Genomic DNA, 20,428 nt, shown 5'->3' with positions numbered 1-20,428 from the left:
ACGGCACATCCTCATCGAAGGACGCGGGCCCAAAAAAGCCCCTGTCCAAAAACGGATCCCTGCATTAATTGCGCCGGGGTTCACAGGTTGCAGATGCCCGAACTTGCCTGTCCGTCGTCCTTGGAAGGGTCGGCCCGCACCGATCCAGCCAGCCTCAGGCAGCATCTGAGCGCGGCCACGGGCGGCGTCCATCGCGCCCTCGACGCACGCTATGCCGGCATCGTCGATCCGGCCGATCGCCGCCTCTATCACGCCTTCCTCGTGATGACCCATGCCAGCCACACAGTGCTCGAAGCCTGGCTGGCGCCGCACCTGCCGGACGCCGTCGCCGCGCTGCGCCCGGTGCTGACGCAGGCTCTGGAAGCGGACATCGCCGCTCTCGGCCTGCATCCCCGTTCCCCCCTCGGAACGCGCGATCCGCAGTCCGGCCCCCCCTTTGCCGAGCCGATGCCCTTTTCCCTGGACGGAGCCTTTCCCCTGAATGGAAAAGGGGGACTTCCAGAAGCCGCCGGGGTTGTTTATGTCCTGGACGGTTCACGGCTCGGTGCGCGCATGATCCTCACGCAGCGCCGGCGCCGTGAAGAAGAACGCGGTCCCCGGCTTCCGGACGGCCCGATGGCACGCGAAGCCGGTGGCGCTGGTCCAACCCGTCAGGCTGAACCAACCGAGGAGACTCGCCGCGCAGGAAAGCCGGGCCGAGCCGGAAATCCGGGCGAAGCCTACTTGCGGGCCGCCGCACGGCCCGGCCCCGTCTTCGCCGCCTTCGATGCGCTCTGTCCGGCGCTTCGTCCCGGCGACCATGCGCGAACGAGCGCGGCAGCGCAAGCTGCATTTAAACTGTTTGAAAGGGCGTGCCCGCTGACCCTCGACGTGGCCTCATGACGGACGATCCGACGTTCCCCGTGGATCTCTCCAACTGCGACCGGGAGCCCATCCACCTGCTCGGCCGCATCCAGTCCTTCGGCACCCTCGTCGCCGTCTCCATGGACTGGATGATCAGTCACGTCTCCGCCAACATCGCCGAGATCACCGGGCGCACGCCCGACGACTGCCTGGGCCTGCCCCTCGCCGACCTCCTGCCCGGCTCCAGCCTCCACGACATCCGCGACCGCCTGCAGGGCCTTGCCCCCGGCGAAGGCTCCGAGCGCCTCTTCGGCATCGACCTCTTCGGCAACGGCCGCCGGTTCGACGTCGCCATCCACATCACCGGCCCCTCCATCGTCATCGAGGTCGAGCCGGTCATCCCCGTCCCGGCCTCCTCCGGCACCCTCGTCAAGACGATGATCGGGCGCATCGAGCGCACCCCCTCCATGGACGCGCTCTACACCGAAGCGGTGCGCCAGTTGCGCGCCGTCACCGGCTTCGACCGCGTGATGCTCTACCGCTTCGCCCCGGACGGCTCCGGCGAGGTCACCGCCGAAGCCCTGCGCCGCGGCATCGAGCCCTTCCTCGGCCTCAATTATCCGGCGACGGACATCCCCGCCCAGGCCCGGCGCCTCTACGTCAAGAACCGCACCCGCATCATCGCCGACGTCGCCGATCCCACCGTCCCCGTGGTCCCCACCACCAGCCCGGACGGGACGGTGCTCGACCTGTCGCTGTCGGTCACCCGCGCGGTGTCGCCGATCCATGTCGAATATCTCACCAACATGGGGGTCGGCGCCTCCTTCTCGATCTCCATCGTCATCGGCGGCGAGCTGTGGGGGCTGTTCGCGCTGCACCATTATGCGCCGCGGCGGCTGTCCATGGAGCTGCGCGCGACCTTGGAGCTGTTCGGCCAGATCGTCGCCCTCGTCATCGAAGGGCGCCTCGCCAAAGCGCTGCGCCAAAGCGAAGAGGCCGCGCGCGACCTCCACGACAAGGTGGTCGGCCGCCTCGTCTCCACCTCGCCCTCACCGGACGAGCTCATCAACTTCGCCGCCGATTTTCGCGAGATGATCCCCGCCGACGGCTTCGCGGTGTGGTCCGAAGGCAAGGTGAAGACCTCAGGCATCTGCCCCTTCGCCGACGACATGCCAGGCCTCGCCCGCTTCCTCAACCGCGCCGCCGCAAGCCGCGTCTACGCCACCAGCGAGCTGTCCGCCGTCTATCCCAAGGCGCACGACTTCATGGACCGCGCCGCCGGCATCCTCGCCATCCCGATCTCGCGCTCGCCGCGCGACTACCTGATCTTCTTCCGCCGCGAGCTCGTCGAGACCGTCACCTGGGCGGGCGATCCGGCCCACAAGGAGACGAGCTTCGGCCCCAACGGGCCGCGCTTGTCGCCGCGCAAGAGCTTCGAGGCCTGGCAGGAGACGGTGCGCGGCAAGTCCGCCTTGTGGTCGCTCGCCGAGAGGAAATCGGCCGAGGCGCTGCGGGTCGCCATCCTCGAAGTGCTGCTCAAATTCACCGAGGAGAACGAGCGGGTGCGCCAGGCCGCCTCGCAGCGCCAGGAGCTCCTCATCGCCGAGCTCAACCACCGTGTGCGCAACATCCTCGCCGTGATCCGCGCGGTGGTGCTGCAAAGCCGCGGCAGCGCCGTCTCGGTGGACGATTTCGCCAAGATCATCGGCGGGCGCATCCAGGCGCTGGCGCGGGCGCACGACCAGATCACCGATTCGGCCTTCGCCGCGCAGTCGCTGGAAGGGCTCATCCGCACCGAGGCCGAAGCCTATGTCGGCGAGAAGGCCGGTCGGGTGGAGCTCTCCGGCCCGCCCGTCCTCGTCAATGCCGAGGCCTTCTCCACCCTCGCCCTCGTCATGCACGAGATGGTGACGAACTCGGCCAAATATGGCGCCCTGTCCGATTCCACCGGCATCGTCCACGTGGACTGGACGCTGGACGACACCGATTCGTGCGTCATCGGCTGGCGCGAGGCGGGGGGGCCTGCGGTGCAGGCGCCGACGCGGCGCGGCTTCGGCTCCACCATCATCGAGCGCTCGATCCCGCATGAGCTCGGCGGCGAGTCGGAGCTCTTCTGGCGCCTGAAGGGTCTGGAGGCGCGTTTCGTCCTGCCGTCCAAGGTGATCAGCCTCGGCGCGTCGAACGCCGCCCCGGCACCGCGCGCCCCGGAGCCGGCCCCTGCGGAAACCGAGCTGACAGGCCTCACTGCCCTCCTGGTGGAGGACAACATGATCATGGCGCTCGATGCCGAGCAGCTCCTCCTGGAGAAGGGGCTCGGCAACGTCTTGACGGCGATGAGTCTGGCCGATGCGCAGCGCATCGTCGCCGAGGAGCCCGTCGATATCGCCATGCTAGACGTCAACCTGGGCAGGGAGACGAGCTTTCCGCTGATCCCCGTGCTGAACGCCAAGGGGATCCCTTACGTCTTCGTCACCGGCTATGGCGAGACGATGGAGCTGCCCGCCGAGGCCGCTCCCGGCACCCCGTCGATCAAGAAGCCCTATTCGGCCGACGACGTGCTCGAGGCCCTGGCCCAGATCGCCCACCGGCGCGGCTGACGCCGGCCCCCGGCACGGTCGGCGCTGGCACTGCGCACCGGCACGGCTGGCGTCGGCGCCGCCATCGCTGCGTCTGGCGTCGGCACCGCACACCGGCATGGTTGGCGTCGGCACCGCACATCGGTGTGGCTGACGTGAGCGCCCCCATCGGCGCGATTGGCGTGGGCGCCGCACACCGACGTGGCTGACGTGGGCGCTCCCATCGGCGCGGTTGGCGTGGGCGTCGCGCACCGGCGCGGCTGGCGTCGGCGCCGCCCATCGAGGCGGCTGGCGTCGGCGCTGCACAGTGGCGGCGATATGGAGCCTCGTGGGTGCGGCTGAAGCCCTCTTGTTCAGCCCCTGTAGCCGCGGCGGCGCTTGTCTTGCGCCGCGGCGTAGAGCGCGTCGATCGCCTGCCCCGCGGAGGAGTAGCGTTCGGTCTGCACACGGCCGGCATGGCCGAGCCGCCCCGCCTCGCGCACCAGCGTCCATTCCCCGAACAAGGTCGGCTGGATCGACAGGGAATAGAAGCGCCACATGCCGCGTGCCGGGTCGATGCAGCGCAGCCTCATGTCGGTGGGGAAGAGGTCGAGCTGCATGAGGGGGTCGAGCTGCAGGGACAAGGGCACTCCGTTCGAAACGCACAGCGCTGTCGCATCCAAGGCATCCGGGGCGCGGCCGGGCCTTGGATCCCGATGCTCCGGGCTGAGGAGAATAAGGGCTGGGGCGGGAAAGGTTGAGGCGCCCGTACACGTCATCCACCGGCAATGGAGGGGACGGTTCGCATCACGGCCCCGCCCACGCGGCACCCACCGGTGGAGGGGGCACATGGGCGCAAGGCGGCGTTCCGCCCACCCCGGCGGTACCCGGCCCCGGTGGTGCCCGGCCCTGGCGGTCTCCACCCCGGCGGCGCCCGGCCCCGGCAGCGTCCGGCCTCGGTGGCGTTCGGTCCCGGTGGCGTCCGACCCCGGCGGCGTCTGGTCCCGGCCGCCTCGGTGGCGCCCGGCCCCGGTGGCGTCCGACCCGGCGGCGTTTGGCCTCGGCGACGCCCGATCCCGGCGACGCTCGATCCCGGTGGCGTCCGGCCCCGGCAGCGTCCGGCCTCGGCGGCGTCCGGTCCCGGTGACGCCCGGTCCCGGTGGCGCCCGGTCCCGGTGGCGTCCGGCTCCGGTGGCGTCCGGCCTTGGCGGCGTCCGGCCTCGGCGGCGTTCGGTCCCGGTGGCATCCGCTCCCGGTGGCATCCGCTCCCGGCGGCGCCCGGCCGTTCGTAGGGGCCTTAGCCGCCGCTCCCGACGGGCCGCTCGGTCAGGATGCGGATCGCGAGGTCGCCGGCGGCCGCGCGCAGCTCGGCGAGGCGGGTGAGAAGAAGAGGCGCTTCCAGCGTACGGTCGGGCACCACGATGAGAGCAGCTGCGCCATCCCCCTGCGCCGCCACCTCCGTGCCGTCACCACCAGCGGCCGCACCCGTCCCGCCCGCAGCCGCAGCGGCAGCCCTCACGGCGGCAACGGCGGCGGACGCGTCCACCACCCGCCCCGCAACACGCAGCGCCCCCGCCGCGTCGACATAGACGGCCCGCGGATCGAGCGCCGCCGGGTCGAAGGCGGCCGCCCTCGCCAGCTCCACCGAAGGGTCGCGCGGCGCCGACAGCGTCCCCGCCACCAGGAAGAAGACGAGAAGCAGAAACACGACGTTGATGAGAGGGATGGTGCTCTCGTGCTCGGCCCTGCGGCGGCGCGGTTCGCCCAGCCGCCTCATGGACGTGCCCCTCCGGGCGCAGCGCTCTGCGCTCCGGACGGCCCCGCAGAAGAGGGGCCTGCAGAAGACGCTCCCGCCGCACCGGACCGAGCTGCGCCGGGCGCGCCTTCGCCCGGCTCACCCGCAGCGGACGCCCCAGCCCCCGACGCGCCACGCCCGGCGATCCCCGTATTCGTACCAGGAGCTCCCGCACCCTGGCCGGCCGTGCCCGCACCCGCGCCGGACGTGCCCCCACCCGCTCCGGGCGCACCCGCACCCGCGCCGGGGGTACCCGCACCCACGCCGAGGGTACCCGCACCTGCGCCGGACGTGCCCGCGCCTGCGCCGGGCGTGCTCGCACCCGCGCCGGACGTGCCCCCACCCGCTCCGGGCGCACCCGCACCCGCGCCGGGGGTACCCGCACCCACGCCGAGGGTACCCGCACCTGCGCCGGACGTGCCCGCGCCTGCGCCGGGCGTGCTCGCACCTGCGCCGGGCGTGCTCGCACCTGCGCCGGGCGTGCTCGCACCTGTGCCGTGCGTGGCCGCGTTTGTGCCGGGCGTATCGGCGGCGGGCGCTGTGCCGCCGCCCGCCAGCACCACCGGCAAAGGTCCCCTCTCCAACAGGGCGAGGAGGTCGACGAGGTCCTGCACCGCGCTGCCGGGCCCCGCCGTCAGAACCAGCCGCGCCGTCCCCTCGTCCTGCAGCCGCTGCAGCGCGTCGGCCAGCGTCTCGCGCGGGACCGGGGCACCGTCGAGGGTCAGGCCCCCGTCGCCCGACAGACTGAGGAGCGCCGCCGGGCCGCTCGCCGCACCGCCCGCCGCAGCCCCCGCCGAGGCCACCTCCACCTCGGCAAAGCGCAGGAAGCTCGACGACAGCATGAAGAAGAGGAGGAGCAGGAAGATGACGTCGATCAGCGGCGTCAGCGGCAGGCGGCGGCGCCGCCGCGGCGGCAGGCGTTTCATCGCGGCGCCGTGGTGAGGCGGCCGGGCGTGTCACGGTGCGGCCCCGGCCCGTCCTGATCGGCGCCGGCCTGATGCCCATCGGCCCCGGACGCATGCGCATCGGCCCCGGCCTCATGCCTATCGGCTCCCGCCTCCAGGGCACCCCCGTTGCGACGCGGCAGGCGCACATCCCTGCTCTGGCGCGAGGGGCGCACATCCTGGCTCCGGTGCCCGGTGTCCCGGACCTCTTCGCCATCAGGTTGGGCGCTCACCTCATCGCCCTGCCGCGGGGCGCGCTGATGTTCGCCCTGGCGCGGCAGGGGCATATGCTCGCCCTGGCGCGTAACGCGCCTAGGCCCATCGGGGCGCGGATCGCCACGTGAATCGTCGCCGTGGCGCGGGGGGCGCTGATGATCCTCGCCCGGCTCCTGCGCGCGGAGGGGGCCATGACCCGTCCGCTGACCCGCCCCCGCCCGCGGGCCCGCCCGCTGACCCGTCCGCTGATCGGACTGCTGCACCGGTCGGGCCCCAAGGGCGGCCTGCGCCCCGCGTTCCACCGCGGCCTGCGCCCCCTGTTCCGCCGCGGCCTGCGCGCCACGTTCCACCGCGGCCTGCGGCCCGTGTTCCGCCGGCCTCTTGCGTCCGCGCGGCGGAAGCGCCTCGGCCTCGGCCTCCTCGCCGGTCACGATGCCGTTGAACACCTCGGCGATCAGCGCCCCCAGCGCCACCTCCTCGTCCTCCAACCGCCCCTCGAACCAGGAGGCCAGCACGGAGGCCGGCATCGCCACGCCGAGCCCCACCGCCGTCGTCAAGAGCGCCACCCAGATGCCGCCCGCCAGCACCGACGGATCGACCGCCGCCCCCGCACCCTCCAGCGCCTTGAACGCCTCGATCATCCCCAGCACCGTGCCGAACAGGCCCAGAAGCGGCGAGATCTGGGCGATGATGTCGAGCACCCCGGTGTGGCGCCGCATTCCGTGGAGACGCGTCACGGCATAGGTCTCCGCCCCGTCGCGCGCGGCGGCCGGCGGCTCCTTCTGCGCCGCCTCGATGGCAAAGCGCACCACCGCCGCGCTGAGGCTGTGCCCCGCCGCGGCCCGCCGCAGCGCCTCGCCCGTCTCACCTCGTCCATAAAGGGTGAGCGCCTGGCGCGCCCTCTCGTGCCGACCGATCCCGGCCCTGGAAAATTGCAGCGCCTTGGCCCCGGCGACGCAGGCCGCCGCCGCCGCCAGCAGCAAGAGCAGCGCCACCACCGGTCCGCCGAGGACGAGGAAGGCGAAGGCGCTCTGCGCCGCCGCACCGAGACTGCCGAAGATCGCGTCCATCGTCCCCTCCATCGTCCTCGCCGGCCGTCGTCGCGCAGAACGCGGCGGTCTGCCCGTTCTCGTCCGTCGCTCGCGCCGCCCGGCGGCGGCCCATCCACGCGCCGACAGCCATCGGCCGCACCCGCGCACATACCGGCTCGCTGCCGCCGATGCACGTCCCCGGCCGGACATCCCGGCGGAGATCATGGCGGACGTCCCGGCGGAGATCATGGTGGACATCCCGGCCGGCGCCGCACCGCCCGGTTCCGGCCGTCCTCCGCGATGCCCTTCGCGGCCGCACGCCTTCCCGGTGGCCCTTCGCGGCCGCACGCCTCCTCGGTGGCCCTTCGCGGCCACACGCGCCGTGCCCTTCGCGGTTCCGCCCCGTCCGGCACCGCTCGTTCATATTGATTTGGACAAATTCTAAGGTTAGATGCCGTTTATGCGGTTCACCGATCAGACGCGCTACGCGCTGCAAGTCCTCACATATTGTGCGGAACGCCATCCTGATCTTGTGCAGGTCAGCGCCATCGCGGCTGAAACCGGCCTCACCGACTATACGATCTACAAGCTGCTGAAGATCGCCACGAAGGAGGGAATCATCGCCTCCACCCGCGGGCGCGGAGGCGGCATTCGCCTCGCCCGGGCGCCCGGCGCGATCACCGTCGGCTCCGTCATCCGCCTGTTCGAGCCGCGCTTTCGCGAGTGCCAGCCCGCCACCATGATGCGCACCGACATGATGCGCGAGGAGGGCACCCTGCGCCACGCCGACCGCCGCCTCGACAGCGCGCTCGGCGCCGGCATCCGCGCCGTGCTCGACACCTACGACACCATCACCCTCATCGACCTCGCCGGCGGCCCCGGCCCAGGCGCGGCGGGCTCCGCCGACAACGGTTCCGCCACGAATGGCCCAGGCGCGAATGGCCCGGGTGCGAAAGGCCCAGGTGCGAACGCCCCGAGTGCGAACGGCCCTGAGGCAAACGGCTCCGGTACGAGCGGCCCGGCCATCCGCTGAAAGCCGGGCCGTCCGCCTTCACGCCGCGGCAGCGCCCGTCATCGGACGGGCCGCACTCGGGTTGGCCTCACTCGGCTGAGCCGCACTCGGGGATGGGCCCGGACACAGCCGGGCCGCACTCGGAGGGGGCGGGCCCAGGCGGTCAGAGTCGGGCCGTCCAGACTGGGGGCCGTCCAGACTGGGGGGCGTCCAGACTGGGGGCGGTGCGGACTCAGGCGGTCCAAACCTGGCCGCGGCGGTCGTCGACGCGCTTCGCCTTGTGCGTCTCGCGCGGCAGCGTCTCGGCGGGAAGGATCGTTACCGCCGCGCCGACGCCCGTCTTGGTCTTGATCCCGCTCTTCAGCCGCGCCGCCAGCTCGTCGTCGGTGCCGTTGAAACCGTGGATCTTCTCGGCCTCCACGGTGAGCGTGTCGAGGTGGTTCTCCCGTGTCACGATCAGGCGATATTCACCGGTGAAATCGTGGTCCTGGCGCACGATCGCCTCCACGTCCGACGGGAAGATGTTGACCCCGCGGATCACCAGCATGTCGTCGAGCCGGCCGTGCACGCCCATCAGCCGCATCGAGGTGCGCCCGCAGCCGCAGGTGTCCTCGTTGAACGACACGATGTCGCCTGTGCGAAAGCGCACCAGCGGCCGGGCGCGCTTCTTCAAGGTGGTCAGCACCATCTCGCCGCGGCCGCCCGGCGCCACCGGCTCGCCCGTCTCCGGGTCGATCACCTCGACGTGGATGTGGTCCTCGGCCCAGTGCAGCCCGTCCTTCTCCTCGCACATCCCCGCACACGCGCCGAAGATGTCGGAGAGGCCGTAATAGTCGTACACATCGGCGCCCCACAGCGCCTCGATGCGCGCCCGCGTCTCGGGGATCGAGCCGCCCGGCTCACCGGCGACGAAGATCTTCTTGATGGCGAGGTCGGTCTTGGGGTCGATGCCCTTCGCCAGCGCCGTCTCGCCGAGATACCAGGCGTAGGACGGCGTGGTCCACATCGCCGTCGCCTGGAAGGTCTCGAGGATCGAGAGGAGACGCTCGGACGGCACCGTGCCGGCATGGATCGACAGGGCGCCGATCTTCTGCGCCCCCAGGACGCACGGCCCGCCGATGAACAGGGAGAAGTTCAGCGAGTGGGCGTAGCGGTCGCTGGGCCTCAGCCCCGATGACCAGAACTGGCGCGCCTCGTAGTCCATCCACGCCTCGAAATCCTCGGCGGTGAAGGGGGAGACGGTCGGCACCCCCGTCGACCCCGACGAGGCGGAGACGTAGACGACCTCCTCCTCGGGGACGGCGGCGAGGTCGCCCAGCAGCGGGGCGGCGGTCTGACGCTCGCGCAGAACGCTCTTGTCGATGGTCGGGAAGCGGGCGAGGTCGGTCAGGCTTGTGACGTCGTCCGGATGAACCCCGGCTTCGTCGAAGCTTCGCCGATAATAAGGCGCGTTGGCATAGGCGTGGGCCAGGCTCTCCTTCAACAGCTCCAGCTTCATCGCCGCCCAGTCCTCGCGGCTCTGGGTTTCGAGGGCGGGGTCCCAATAAGGGCTGTCCGCGGGCCGGGCTCCGCGCGCCGTCACCGGGGTGGCGGGGGTGCGTGGAGGGGTGTCGTTCGTCATAAGTGTCCTCGTATGGGCCGGGCGGCACCTGTGGAGCATGTCGGCCGACCGGGTGGGGGAGGGGCGGTGCGACGGCCGATCGAACGGGGTTTCGATCGATAGGGGTCCCCAGTGGAACGGCCTGATCACGGCCGACTCGCGCCCGCCGTGCCGGAGCACGTCCTGAAGCGGATGCCCGCATCGGGGCCGTCGCCCGCCCCGTGTCCGGATCCGGCGCCTCGAAAGGTCTCGGCGCCGCCTCGAAAGACCAAAACTTCGCCTTTCGCCTTCGAAAGGTCCGGGCTTCGCCTTGGCCAAGGCGGGCGGCGACCGAGCGAAACGGAGTGTAGCGACCGGCCTGTGAGGGGGCCACCGGGGCGGGGCCAACAAAGGGCCACAAACGCGCCAAGGTTGCGGGCATCAGCCTTGCGCGGGCGCCATAGCTGGCGATCTGGACCGCCTCAGGTTGTCCTTATAGGAGAAAGTGCCCACAACCTGAGACGTATGAACATATCCCCTGGGGTGGTTCAAGTCCGATCAATGGGTTAACTTATGACCATTCTGGGCTCGTTTCGAATCAAGAATAAGGCGAATTTGTTTGAGTTTTTGTGCGTTTGTGTCTAAGTGATATTGCTTTGTATCAAGTTGGTTGTGCGGCCGAATTCGCACTGGACAAAGCCACCCCCACGCAAAATATTGTAATTGCGACGCGAGAACCCCAAGCCTCTGCCATGCCCTATAGGATTTTTCCCCGCCCCGATGGGCAAACTGTCGGGCTGATGGCTCCGCTGCCGACCGATCGTGCCGTCGAGGAGATCGGCGTCACGTTGGCGCCTCTGATGACCCTCGCCGGCAGCCTCACAGGCTATTCGCGTATCGGGATAACCCTGTTTCGCGAAAATGGACACCAGCGCACCATTGCCGCGTCCGACTTCCCGCTCGCCGAGTTGACGGCAGAGGAACAGCTGATCGACCCCGACGCACCGGCGGCGATCGTGGTGGAGGACATGGCCGCCTCGACGTTGGCCTCGAAGTCGACCTGGCTCGATGCGGGGATCGGTTTCGTGGCCGCCGAGCCGATCTACGCCATGACCGCCAAGGACGCGAAGGGCGGGGTCTCCAAGACCGCCGCCGCCAACGGGCACGGCGCCTCCCATGCCGCCAACGGGCACGGCACCTCCCACGTCGCCGCCAACGGGCACGATATCTCCCCGGACGCCGCCGACGGGCATGGCTCCGGCCACGACTCCGGCCATGACGCGGCCGACGACTATGCCGCCTTCAAATGCTGCGCGAAGAGCCTCGGCCTCGTTCATGACGGTGTTCATGACGGGAGCGGGAACGGTGCGGCCCGCTCCGCCGCATCCGGAGGCACGGCGCCCGCCGACCTCGCGGTGATCGGCGTCCTCTATCTGATCGCCGATGCGCCGCACCGGGCGGACCCGGCGCTGGCCGGGCACCTCACCATGCTGGCGGCCAATGCCAGCGCCGTCATTCGCGGCGGCCAGGCCGCCTATCAGCTCAGCACCAGCGAGACGAAGTTTCGCGAGGAGCAGCACCGGCGCGAGCTGCTCGGCCGCCAGGTCGAACGGCTCAGCCAGATCGGCGTCTGGTCGCTCGACGTCAAGACGGGCCACCTCAGCTGGTCCGACAAGGTGTTCGAGATCTACGGCCTGCCGATCGGCGAGACGCCCCCGGTGGAGCAGGCCCTCCTCGCCTATTCGCAGGAGGACCGCGAGCGCATCATGGCGGCGCTGGAGCGGACGAAGACGCACGGCGAGGCCTACTCCTTCGAAGCCAAGATCACGGCCGCCGACGGCGTCGAGCGCCGCGTCATGTCGGCGGGCGACGCGCATTTTTCCGACGGCGAAGTGGTGTCGATCACCGGCGTCATCCAGGACGTGACCCTGCACCGCGAGCGCGAGGCCACCCTCGAATGGGTGCTGGAGATCGTCTCCCATGCCCGTGAGGCCTTCGTGGTCTACGACATGGACGAGAAGGTCGTCTTCTGGAACCGCCAGGCGGGGCGCACCTTCGGCTGGTCGCGCGACGAGGCGATCGGGCGCGACATCGTCGATCTGTTGCAGATCGACCCCGACCTCCACGCGATGCGTCACGACATGATGATGCGGCACGGGTCCTGGTCGGGCAAGGCGATCTACAAGAACCGCTCGGGCCTCAACGTCACGGTGCTCGCCCACAAGACCTTCATCAAGGGCAAGGGCAACATGCAGGACGGCTTCATCGTCGTCTATCAGGACATCTCCGAGAAGATGGTGCTGTCGGAGAAGATGCAGAGCGCCACCCGGCTCGACGCGATCGGCCAGCTGACCGGCGGCATCGCCCACGACTTCAACAATCTTCTGACCGTGATCATGGGCTCGGCCGACATCATGAAGATGCGCGCGCGGGGCAACGACAAGCTGCTCGAGCTCATCGACATGAACCGCGGGGCGGCCGAGCGCGGGCGCGATCTCGTCAACCAGCTCCTGGCCTTCGCGCGGCGGCAGACCCTGGACCCGACCGCCACCGACGTGGCGACGCTGATCGAGGATGCGCGGCCGCTGATCCAGCGCGCGCTCGGCGAGCAATATAGCCTGACGATCGAGATGGAGCCGGACCTGTGGTTCGCCGAGGTGGACCCGACCAAGCTCGACAGCGCCTTGATGAATCTCTGCATCAATGCGCGCGACGCCTGCGAGCCGGGGCGCGGGCGGATCGCCGTCAGCGTGCGCAACGTGGTGATCGACGACGACTATGTCTCGGCCCAGGCGGACGGGCTGGAGGGCGACTTCGTGCTGCTCTCGGTCTCGGACAATGGCTGCGGCATGTCGCCGGACGTGATGCGGCGGGCGATCGAGCCCTTCTTCACCACGAAGGAGGAGGGGGAGCGCACCGGCACGGGTCTCGGCCTGTCGATGGCCTATGGCTTCGTGAAGCAGTTGGGCGGCAGCCTGCAGATCTATTCGGAGGAAGGGGCGGGGACGACGGTTCGCCTCTACTTGCCGCGGGCGAGCAAGGGGGAGACCGCGGCGAAGGCGAGCCCGGAGGAGCTGAGCCCGTCGACGCCGCTGCGCATTCTCGTGGTGGAGGACGATCCGCGGGTGCGCGACAACACCGTGGTGATGCTGGAGGCGCTCGGCCATCACCCGGTGACGGTGTCGTCGGGTCCGCAGGCTCTCCTCCACCTCGAGATCCACCGCAAGGACATCGACCTGATGTTCACCGACGTGATCTTGCCGGAGGGGATGTCCGGCTTCGATCTGGCGCGGGTGGTTCATGCACGCTGGCCGGACCTTCGGGTGCTGTTCTGCTCGGGCTATACGCGCGGGGCGCTGGAGGGGGAGGAGGCGCGTCTGGCCCGCGGCAAGATGCTCAGCAAGCCCTACTCGCTGGCCGAGCTGTCCCACGGCCTGGCGATCATGGGCGCTCACTGACCCTCACGGGCCGGCGCACCGCGCACCACCCGCTTGGGCACCGGTCTTCGCGGCACGGCCTGCGCACTATGGGCCTTCGCGGCACGGCGTCGCCCGCCTGCGGGGGCGCCCCTGCGGTCGGCGCCCCGGCTCCGCGTTTTGCCCCCGACGTTCGCGCTTCCCCGGCCGTGGCGCATCCGGGCCGTCGCGCACGCGCCTTCGCGCACCGAACCGCGGCGCCGTCGATTCGTGGCGCACCTCGGGGGGCGCCTTGGCGAGACGCCGCATGCAGACCCCCGCGTGCAGATCTCGCCCCCCGTGCGCCGAAGATGCCGTGGCGCACGCTTCTTTCATTCGCATTGAGATGGGCGCGGGCGGCATTCGGTGCCGGTGTGCGCGCGATGGTGTGCGCCTGGTGTGCTCGACCCCCGGCCGAGGGTGGGGCGCGGTTCGCCGCTTCTCGTTCCGCTTTCTCGTCGGCCCCTGCCTTCGAGGACCGTGGCGGGATCGAGGATGCGTCCGTGCTCGGCGGCCTCTTTCCCAGCGCCTCATGCCCCGCGCTTCCTGCCATCGCGCGTCCTGCCCCGCGCGTCCTCGCCTGCGGTGTCGGCTCGCGCGGGTGGGGTGGGTCGGGCCGTTGCGCAGCCCCGCGCCTCCGGCACCGGCGATCGGGTGCGGGTGGCGGCGTGGCGCGGGCTTCACGGGGCATCCCTGGGCTCCGCTCGGGCGAACCCGTGCCGGACGGCTGGATCGGTTCGGCCGATCGCGCGACGGGGGCGAAGTCGCCGGCCCCGCCCGTAGCCTGCGCCGCCAAGGGCAGAAGTCAGAGCTCAGAGATCAGCCGGTCAGAAGCCGAGAGCCCGCCGCAGGCCCCGGGCGCCGGGCGGAAAAGTTCAGCGCGCCGGCGCGATGTGGATCTCGCGGGCGAGGCGCCTGATCAGGCGGTGCTCGTCCTTGTCGAGGAACAGGCTGCCTTCCATGCTGAAGCAGCCCATCATGCCGCGCACGCGCCCCGCCTCGTCGACGAGAGGCACGCCGATGTGAGAGCCGAAGGCGAGAGGCGCCTCGCGCAATGAGGCCGCTCCGCCGGGCACCTCACCCTGCGCCCTGCCGAGCCCCGGCACACGAGGGGTGCACTCGGCGACCTCACCGGCGGCGATCCTCACGCACAGGCTTTCCAGAAGCGCGCTGACCTTGCCGAGAACGCCCTCCACCTTGCGCCGGTCCGCCTCCAGCAGATGGAGCCGGGTGCCGCGGGGCGTCATCTCCAGCACGTAGGCGATGTCGGGGCCGCACGGCGCGCCGCCGGTGCGCACGGGGGCGCCGATGACGCGGCTGAGGCGGCGCGTGGCCGCCTGATCGCGAAAGGCACACAGGGCGAGATGAGGCGACAGCGTGCGCCGCCGCCGGCCGCCTCCTGCGCCGCTGACGAAACCGGCGATGGTGCGGGAGAGGGAGCCGCGCTGCGGGCGATGAACATCGAACATGACGAGCCTTGCACGGGCGGCACGGCCGCCCGCAGTGGATGAACGGGGCTGGATGAACGGAGCTGGATGATGTGTGCGCCTGTCCCGCCGTTCCCGCCCCCTTGCGGGGGGCGGGGGCAGGTGCGCCGCAAGGGCGCCCTATTGGAAGGGGGCGCAGACCGGGCTCGGGCTGCAGGAGCGCGCCGAACCTGTCACGGGGGCGGCGGAGGCCTCGGTGAGGGGCACCGTGCGGGACGCCGCGTGCGCCTCGGAGTGCTCGCCAGAGGAGGACCCGTGCGCTGCGGACCCGTGCGCTGCGGACCCGTGCGCTGCGGGCCCGTGCGCTGCGGGCCCGTGCGCTGCCCCTGGGACGACGTCCGCGGGCGGGCCGTCGGGCGCGAACTGCATCTCCAGCATGTCCGCATTGACCGGCCGGGCGAGGCCGAACCCCTGCAGGTGCGAGCAGCCGCAGCGCAGCGCCTCGCACATGATCTCGTAGTTCTCGATCCCCTCCGCGCACACGCTCATGCCGAGCGAGCGGGCAAGGTCCACGGTGGAGGTGAGGATGTTGCGCGCATCCTCGTCGCGGTCGGCGCGCGAGACGAAGGAGCGGTCGATCTTCACCTGGTCGAAGAGCCCGCCCTGCAGGCGCTTCAGCGAGGAATAGCCGACGCCGAAATCGTCGACGCTGATCGAATAGCCGCGCATCTTGAGGCGCATCAGGTTGGCCTTGTCCTCCAGGATGGAAGAGAAGTCGCTGTCCTCGGTGAGCTCCAGCACGAGATCGTGGGGGTCGACGCCGTGCGCCCGGGTGACGCGGTCGATGAGGCCGGGAAGGTCGCGGTTGGCGAGCAGCACCGGCGGGATGTTGATGGCGATGCGCGGGCGGAAGCCGACCCTGTGCCAGCTTTCGAGCTGGCCGCAGACGATGCTCAGCATCTCGCGCGTCAGGTCGAGCCAGGTGTCTTCCGCGGTGATGTTGGGAAGGAACGCGCCGGGCGACAGAAGGCCGGCGGTCGGATGCTCCCAGCGCACCAGCGCCTCGAGGCTCGACAGGGACAGGCGGCGCCGCTCGGAGATGGCGAAGATGGGCTGATAATGGGCCCTCAATTCGCCGGCCTGAAGCGCGTCCTCGACGCGAAAGGTCTCCGCCTGCGGCTCGGCCTTGTTGGCCATGTAGGTGGTGACGACGGTTTCCAGCGCGGCGGTGTCGAGCGGCTTGCCGAATTCGGCGATGACCTCGACGCCGTATTCGTTGGCGAGCTGGCGGGCGGACTGGCGGGTGCGCGCGTCCTGGCCGCTGATGAGGATCATCGCCGGACGGTCGGGCAGGCTGGCGAGCTCGGCGAAGAACTCCACCCCGTCGCAGTCGGGCATCAGAAGATCGCTGATGACGACGTCGACCGGGGTCTGGCGCAGATGGGCGATGAGGTCGAGCCCGTTGCCCCACTGCGACGTCGCAACGCCCGACGGTTCGAGAAGCATGCCGATGAGGGTGCGGATGTCGGCTTCGTCGTCCAGGATCGCGACGTGCTGTGTCATGGGTCTTTCCTCACGAGGCATGCGCCGATCCCGGAAGCGGCATGAAACGGGGGGTCAAGGGAGGCGAAGCGGGTCATCAGTCGATCACGTAGCCGACACGGTGAACGGTGCGGATGATGGGGTCGCTGCCGGCCTTCAATTTGCGGCGGATGCTGGACACGTGGACGTCGATGCGCCGGTCGAGCGGGTCGCGCTGGCCGCCGCCGACGACGACGCCGTAGATGTCGTCGCGCGAGAGCACCTTGCCGCGGCGCTCCAGGAGGGCCTGGAGGGTGCGGAACTCGGGCTCGGAGAGATAGGGGGCGCGGTCGCCGACCTGGCCGTTGGCCGGGTTCACGGCGGAGCGTTTGGCAAGGTCGATCTGCCAGCCGGCGACGTCGTAGACGACGGGCTTGTCGCCGACCGCACCGATGAGGCTCTGGTTGCGCCGGGCATGGCGCTTGACACGGGCGACGAACTCGCGGGCCTCGAACGGCTTGACGATATAGTCCACGGCGCCGAGCTCGATGCCGACCACACGGTCCATCGACGAGCCCCGGCCGGAGACGACGATGACGGCGGTCGCCAAGTTGTCGGCGAGGGAGCGCACGAAATCCAGACCGTCACCGTCGCCCAATCGGAGGTCGACGAGAGCAACGGTGAAAGTCCGGCGTTCGACGAGCGCGCGGGCGGCCGACAGATTGGCCGCGGGCGTCACATCGAAGCCCTCCTCCACGAGGAGGGTCGCGATGATAGTACGAATACTCTCGTCGTCTTCGACGACGAGGATCGATGGAGACGCGGGGGATACATCCGCAAAGGAGCGATATGTCTCCACCAACTCAACCTCTGGCGGTCCGGATCGCAACAAGGAGCAACCTCAAGAAGCGGGTTTAAAACAAGCGTCCAATTGCTTTATCAAAAATGTTGAGCTCTGAGATTATTTTTCAACCTGTCTTTTGAAAATGGTTGTTACTTTGCATGTCCTGGTGCCCGAGAGGCAACATGGGCCGGCAGCCGCGAAATTCCGCGATTTCAGCGCTATAATTCCATATTTACCGCGCTGTGCGAGAGCCGATCATCACCGCGGTGGATGCGTTGTCGCACAGCCCAGCCTTGCGTGCCGCAACCAACCCGAGCATGTGCAAGCTCGACGCGAAATAGGTTGTCGAGCGATAGCTTTGCAGGTGGGCCGGGATCGGGGCGCGCCGCGTGGAGCAGGCCGACAGGGCGGCGACCATCCGGTAGCCGGGGTCGTTCATCTCCTCGGCGACGTCGGTGATGAGGTCGCGCGCCTTGGGGGCGCCGGAGCCGTTGCGGTTCCATGCCGCGTCCTGGGCGGACATGTCGAAGCCGGTCATGCTGGCATAGGCCATGTAGAGGGGAATGCGCACCGCGTCGTAGGAGGCGCGCTTGGCAAAGCCGCGGGCGATGGTGAGATCGCCGCGCGAGACCGACACCCAGTCCGGCACCAGATTGCGGTGCCCGAAGCGCGCCTTGGCGGTCAGTTCGCGGCCGTGGGCGGCGAGCTCGGCCCAGGGGAAGCGCGGCTGCACCACGGCGAAGAGGTCGAACGCGGCATAGAAATAATAGGACAGGTTGACGACCGGGCCGCGGTTGCCCTCCATCCGGTCGAAGCCGGCGGCGCCGGGCTTCAGGATCGGCTTGCCGTTGTCCCAGCCGATGAGCTGTTCGCCGATCGCCTGGACGATGTCGTCGCCGGCCTTGGCATAGTCGGCCGCGTTCCACTTCACCGCCGCGCGCAGCAGCGCATAAGCGACGAGGATGTCGCCGTCGCTGGCATTGTTGATGTCGGTGACGCGGGGGGTGGTGGCCGGATCGTAGCGCCAGGCGAGAAGGGAATCGCCGCGGATCTGCAAGGCCCGGCGGGTGAAGCCCCAGATGCGGTCGAAGGCCTCGCGGTCGCCGGCGTGCATGGCGAGGATCATGCCGTAGCCCTGGCCTTCGGAGTGGCTGATGCCGCGGTTTTCCCGGTCGATCAGGCGTCCGTCGGGGGCGAGGAAGCGGGCCTTGTAATCGGCCCATTCGTGGGCGGCGATGAGGGTCGCATCGGCGCCGGCAGAGGCCGGAGCGCGAGAGACGGGGGCGGACGTGCGCAACACCGGAGCGCGCAGGGCCGGAGCGCGTAGGGCCGGAGTGCGTAGGGCCGGAGTGCGCAGGGCCGAGGCGCGCAGGGCGGTGCGAGAGCTGCGGCGCGGCGTGTGGGCGGCCGCGGCGACGACATCGGCGCGCGTGACGCGGAAGCCTTCGGTGCCCATGGTGGCGTTCGCGGCGGCGGGGAAGAGGCTGATCAAAGCGGCGGTCAGAACACCGGCCGCCCGAGACCGGACACGGCGTATCGAATATCCGTTTTCTTGCAGCATGGGGCCTCTTCCCGGCACAACATTGGCGATGCGCCCAGGTTTGCGGCGATATCGCCGCAATTCAGTGCCGATGATTTGAGGCTCGTGCTTTAATTATCGCGAATTTATTTGCTTCTCGTACGAAGAGAGCACGATTTTGTTCGTGTTTATGGGGTTTTTATTTCTGTCTTTGCCGAGTTGATTTTGCGACAAGCGCGCAAAGGCGGTGGGGCGGACGTGAGTTCTGTCCGCCTCGTGTCGGAGGTGTTGGTGTTTTGTGCGGCGGGGCCGGGGCGGCGTGGGTGGCCCTCTGCGCTCCAAAGGGCGCAGAACGCGGGGCCTTATGGCCGGATCGCCCCTCTTCGCAGGGCGTCGTCCGGCACTACAAGATTGCTACACCATCAACGCAATTTGCCATGAAGTGCAGGAGAGGCCGCGCTCTTTAAGGCTCAGGATCGGACAGCCGCAGGGCAGGTCACCGGTCCTCCTTCGACGTCCACCCCCGTGGCGTCCTCATTGTGCCGGAGCCGCGATGTCTGACGATCTCACTCAAACCGCTCATCTTCCCGCCTCGACGGTGGCGACGGTGCTGCGGGAGGCAAGTTACGACCATATCGCCGAGCTGGGGCGCCGGCTGCTCGAGGTGAGCCTGTGCGCCGTGTGCCTCGGCCCCGATCATCGCTGGCTGTCCCTCGGCGAGGGCGTCTCCCCCGAGCACGCCGACCTGGCCCTTTCGCTGGCCGAGGATGCGGACGCGGAGGCGCAGAGGGAGGCGTCCGTGCACACCCTCAACAGTCCCGTTCTCAATGGTTCGCCTCTCAAGGGCCGCATGCCGAACGGCGCGGCGTCCGCCGTCCCCTCCTTCCGCCCGGTCGTGCGGAGCGGCAAGATGGGCACCGCCGCCACCGCACCGATCTGCGTCAACGGCACCGAGCATGTCGGCCTGCTGCGGGCGATCGATTTCGACAACCGCGTCTTCAAGGAGACCGACATCAGGGCGCTCGCCCATCTCGGCGCCTGCGTGTCGCGCGAGCTGACGCTGGGCCTGCGCTGCGCCACCGATCCCTTGACCGGCGTTCTCGCCCGCACCGCCTTCCTCGACAGCCTGGATGTCGGCCTCGACAACGGGGCCGTGGCGCTCGCCATCCTGGATCTCGATTCCTTCAAGGCGATCAACGACACCTTCGGCCACGTCAACGGCGACACGGTGCTGTCGGGGACCGGGGCGCTGATGCGCCGCGAGCTCGACACGGCGCAGATCCAGATCGGCCGCCTGGGCGGGGAGGAGTTCGGCCTGCTCTTCTGCGACATGACGATGGGCGAGGTGATCGGCACGCTGCATTCGCTGCGTCAGGCGCTGTCCGGACTGGTGTTCGAGTCGGTGGGGGGTATCCGCGTGACGGCGAGCATCGGGGTGACGGCGATCACGCCCGGCCGCACGCGGGCCGAGCTGCTCTACCGGGCCGACCTCGCGCTCTACCGCGCCAAGCGGTTCGGCAAGGACCGGGTGGAGACGGCGGAGGCGAGCGAGGGCCTGCCGACGCCGATCGCCCGGCGTCACCGCGATGCGCCGGTCCGCCAGCACAGCCTGTGAGACCGGCCGGCGCGCGATGAGACCGGCCGGGGCGCGATGGGGCCGCCCTTCGCGCCCCGGCACCGCATCCTC

General features: G+C 69.9%; 14 protein-coding genes. 5 read left to right on the top strand and 9 right to left on the bottom strand.

The window, feature by feature from the left end; translation table 11 throughout:
* Nucleotides 1-93 precede the first annotated feature (93 nt).
* Together BIX52_RS23030 and BIX52_RS19850 are read left to right on the top strand one after the other, a co-directional pair.
* Entirely contained in the window at nucleotides 94-882 is a 789-nt protein-coding gene (locus tag BIX52_RS23030) for a heme oxygenase-like domain-containing protein (protein ID WP_139312821.1), read from the top strand.
* Nucleotides 879-3,440, top strand: a complete 2,562-nt coding sequence (locus tag BIX52_RS19850; RefSeq protein WP_075222850.1) for an HWE histidine kinase domain-containing protein — start codon at nucleotides 879-881, stop codon at nucleotides 3,438-3,440. The genes BIX52_RS23030 and BIX52_RS19850 overlap by 4 nt, the downstream gene beginning before the upstream one ends.
* Nucleotides 3,441-3,772: 332 nt before the next feature.
* Here BIX52_RS19850 and BIX52_RS19845 read toward each other — a convergent pair whose 3' ends face one another.
* The 4 genes from BIX52_RS19845 to BIX52_RS19830 all read right to left on the bottom strand — a co-directional run bounded on the left by BIX52_RS19845 (nucleotide 3,773) and on the right by BIX52_RS19830 (nucleotide 7,423).
* Complete coding sequence (locus BIX52_RS19845) at nucleotides 3,773-4,042, bottom strand: WGR domain-containing protein (RefSeq protein WP_342743856.1); 270 nt, start codon at nucleotides 4,040-4,042, stop codon at nucleotides 3,773-3,775.
* Between the two features lie 653 nt (nucleotides 4,043-4,695).
* A complete protein-coding gene (locus BIX52_RS19840) occupies nucleotides 4,696-5,175 on the bottom strand; it encodes a biopolymer transporter ExbD (protein WP_075222849.1) in 480 nt (159 codons plus the stop codon).
* Complete coding sequence (locus tag BIX52_RS23765; RefSeq protein WP_075222848.1) at nucleotides 5,172-6,119, bottom strand: biopolymer transporter ExbD; 948 nt, start codon at nucleotides 6,117-6,119, stop codon at nucleotides 5,172-5,174. The genes BIX52_RS19840 and BIX52_RS23765 overlap by 4 nt, the downstream gene beginning before the upstream one ends.
* Nucleotides 6,116-7,423 (bottom strand): MotA/TolQ/ExbB proton channel family protein, encoded by a 1,308-nt coding sequence (locus tag BIX52_RS19830; RefSeq protein WP_108676631.1) that lies wholly within the window; start codon nucleotides 7,421-7,423, stop codon nucleotides 6,116-6,118. The genes BIX52_RS23765 and BIX52_RS19830 overlap by 4 nt, the downstream gene beginning before the upstream one ends.
* Nucleotides 7,424-7,844: 421 nt before the next feature.
* On the opposite strand from BIX52_RS19830, the gene BIX52_RS19825 reads away from it, so the two are divergent.
* Nucleotides 7,845-8,417 (top strand): Rrf2 family transcriptional regulator, encoded by a 573-nt coding sequence (locus BIX52_RS19825; protein WP_075222846.1) that lies wholly within the window; start codon nucleotides 7,845-7,847, stop codon nucleotides 8,415-8,417.
* Nucleotides 8,418-8,628: 211 nt separating this feature from the next.
* Here BIX52_RS19825 and BIX52_RS19820 read toward each other — a convergent pair whose 3' ends face one another.
* Nucleotides 8,629-10,017, bottom strand: a complete 1,389-nt coding sequence (locus BIX52_RS19820) for a phenylacetate--CoA ligase family protein (RefSeq protein WP_083552328.1) — start codon at nucleotides 10,015-10,017, stop codon at nucleotides 8,629-8,631.
* A 758-nt stretch (nucleotides 10,018-10,775) separates the two neighbouring features.
* Between BIX52_RS19820 and BIX52_RS19815 the strand changes: the two genes are divergently transcribed.
* On the top strand, nucleotides 10,776-13,433 hold the full coding sequence (locus BIX52_RS19815) for a hybrid sensor histidine kinase/response regulator (RefSeq protein WP_075222845.1): 2,658 nt from the start codon (nucleotides 10,776-10,778) through the stop codon (nucleotides 13,431-13,433).
* A gap of 872 nt (nucleotides 13,434-14,305) precedes the next feature.
* Here BIX52_RS19815 and BIX52_RS19810 read toward each other — a convergent pair.
* From BIX52_RS19810 to BIX52_RS19795, 4 genes are all read right to left on the bottom strand, one after another.
* Complete coding sequence (locus tag BIX52_RS19810) at nucleotides 14,306-14,899, bottom strand: hypothetical protein (protein WP_075222844.1); 594 nt, start codon at nucleotides 14,897-14,899, stop codon at nucleotides 14,306-14,308.
* A gap of 138 nt (nucleotides 14,900-15,037) precedes the next feature.
* A complete protein-coding gene (locus BIX52_RS19805; protein WP_075222843.1) occupies nucleotides 15,038-16,420 on the bottom strand; it encodes an EAL domain-containing response regulator in 1,383 nt (460 codons plus the stop codon).
* Between the two features lie 76 nt (nucleotides 16,421-16,496).
* On the bottom strand, nucleotides 16,497-17,237 hold the full coding sequence (locus BIX52_RS19800; protein WP_245803244.1) for a response regulator transcription factor: 741 nt from the start codon (nucleotides 17,235-17,237) through the stop codon (nucleotides 16,497-16,499).
* Nucleotides 17,238-17,454: 217 nt separating this feature from the next.
* Complete coding sequence (locus BIX52_RS19795) at nucleotides 17,455-18,783, bottom strand: family 8 glycosyl hydrolase (protein ID WP_075222842.1); 1,329 nt, start codon at nucleotides 18,781-18,783, stop codon at nucleotides 17,455-17,457.
* A gap of 511 nt (nucleotides 18,784-19,294) precedes the next feature.
* Here BIX52_RS19795 and BIX52_RS19790 point away from each other — a divergent pair.
* Entirely contained in the window at nucleotides 19,295-20,356 is a 1,062-nt protein-coding gene (locus BIX52_RS19790; protein ID WP_157956280.1) for a GGDEF domain-containing protein, read from the top strand.
* Nucleotides 20,357-20,428 lie beyond the last annotated feature (72 nt).

The sequence above is a fragment of the Acuticoccus yangtzensis genome (genome assembly GCF_001927245.1).
Classification (GTDB): domain Bacteria; phylum Pseudomonadota; class Alphaproteobacteria; order Rhizobiales; family Amorphaceae; genus Acuticoccus; species Acuticoccus yangtzensis.
The sequence above is the reverse complement of the archived record's forward strand: the minus strand, read 5'-3'. Positions and strand labels throughout refer to the sequence as shown.

Excerpts from the sequence above, each read along its gene's own strand:
- BIX52_RS19850 (WP_075222850.1), top strand. The coding sequence starts at position 879 with ATGACGGACGATCCGACGTTCCCCGTGGATCTCTCCAACTGCGACCGG.
- BIX52_RS19805 (WP_075222843.1), bottom strand. The coding sequence starts at position 16,420 with ATGACACAGCACGTCGCGATCCTGGACGACGAAGCCGACATCCGCACC.
- BIX52_RS19840 (WP_075222849.1), bottom strand. The coding sequence starts at position 5,175 with ATGAGGCGGCTGGGCGAACCGCGCCGCCGCAGGGCCGAGCACGAGAGC.
- BIX52_RS19830 (WP_108676631.1), bottom strand. The coding sequence starts at position 7,423 with ATGGACGCGATCTTCGGCAGTCTCGGTGCGGCGGCGCAGAGCGCCTTC.
- BIX52_RS19810 (WP_075222844.1), bottom strand. The coding sequence starts at position 14,899 with ATGTTCGATGTTCATCGCCCGCAGCGCGGCTCCCTCTCCCGCACCATC.
- BIX52_RS23765 (WP_075222848.1), bottom strand. The coding sequence starts at position 6,119 with ATGAAACGCCTGCCGCCGCGGCGGCGCCGCCGCCTGCCGCTGACGCCG.
- BIX52_RS19795 (WP_075222842.1), bottom strand. The coding sequence starts at position 18,783 with ATGCTGCAAGAAAACGGATATTCGATACGCCGTGTCCGGTCTCGGGCG.
- BIX52_RS19790 (WP_157956280.1), top strand. The coding sequence starts at position 19,295 with ATGTCTGACGATCTCACTCAAACCGCTCATCTTCCCGCCTCGACGGTG.
- BIX52_RS19825 (WP_075222846.1), top strand. The coding sequence starts at position 7,845 with ATGCGGTTCACCGATCAGACGCGCTACGCGCTGCAAGTCCTCACATAT.
- BIX52_RS19820 (WP_083552328.1), bottom strand. The coding sequence starts at position 10,017 with ATGACGAACGACACCCCTCCACGCACCCCCGCCACCCCGGTGACGGCG.
- BIX52_RS19815 (WP_075222845.1), top strand. The coding sequence starts at position 10,776 with ATGGCTCCGCTGCCGACCGATCGTGCCGTCGAGGAGATCGGCGTCACG.
- BIX52_RS23030 (WP_139312821.1), top strand. The coding sequence starts at position 94 with ATGCCCGAACTTGCCTGTCCGTCGTCCTTGGAAGGGTCGGCCCGCACC.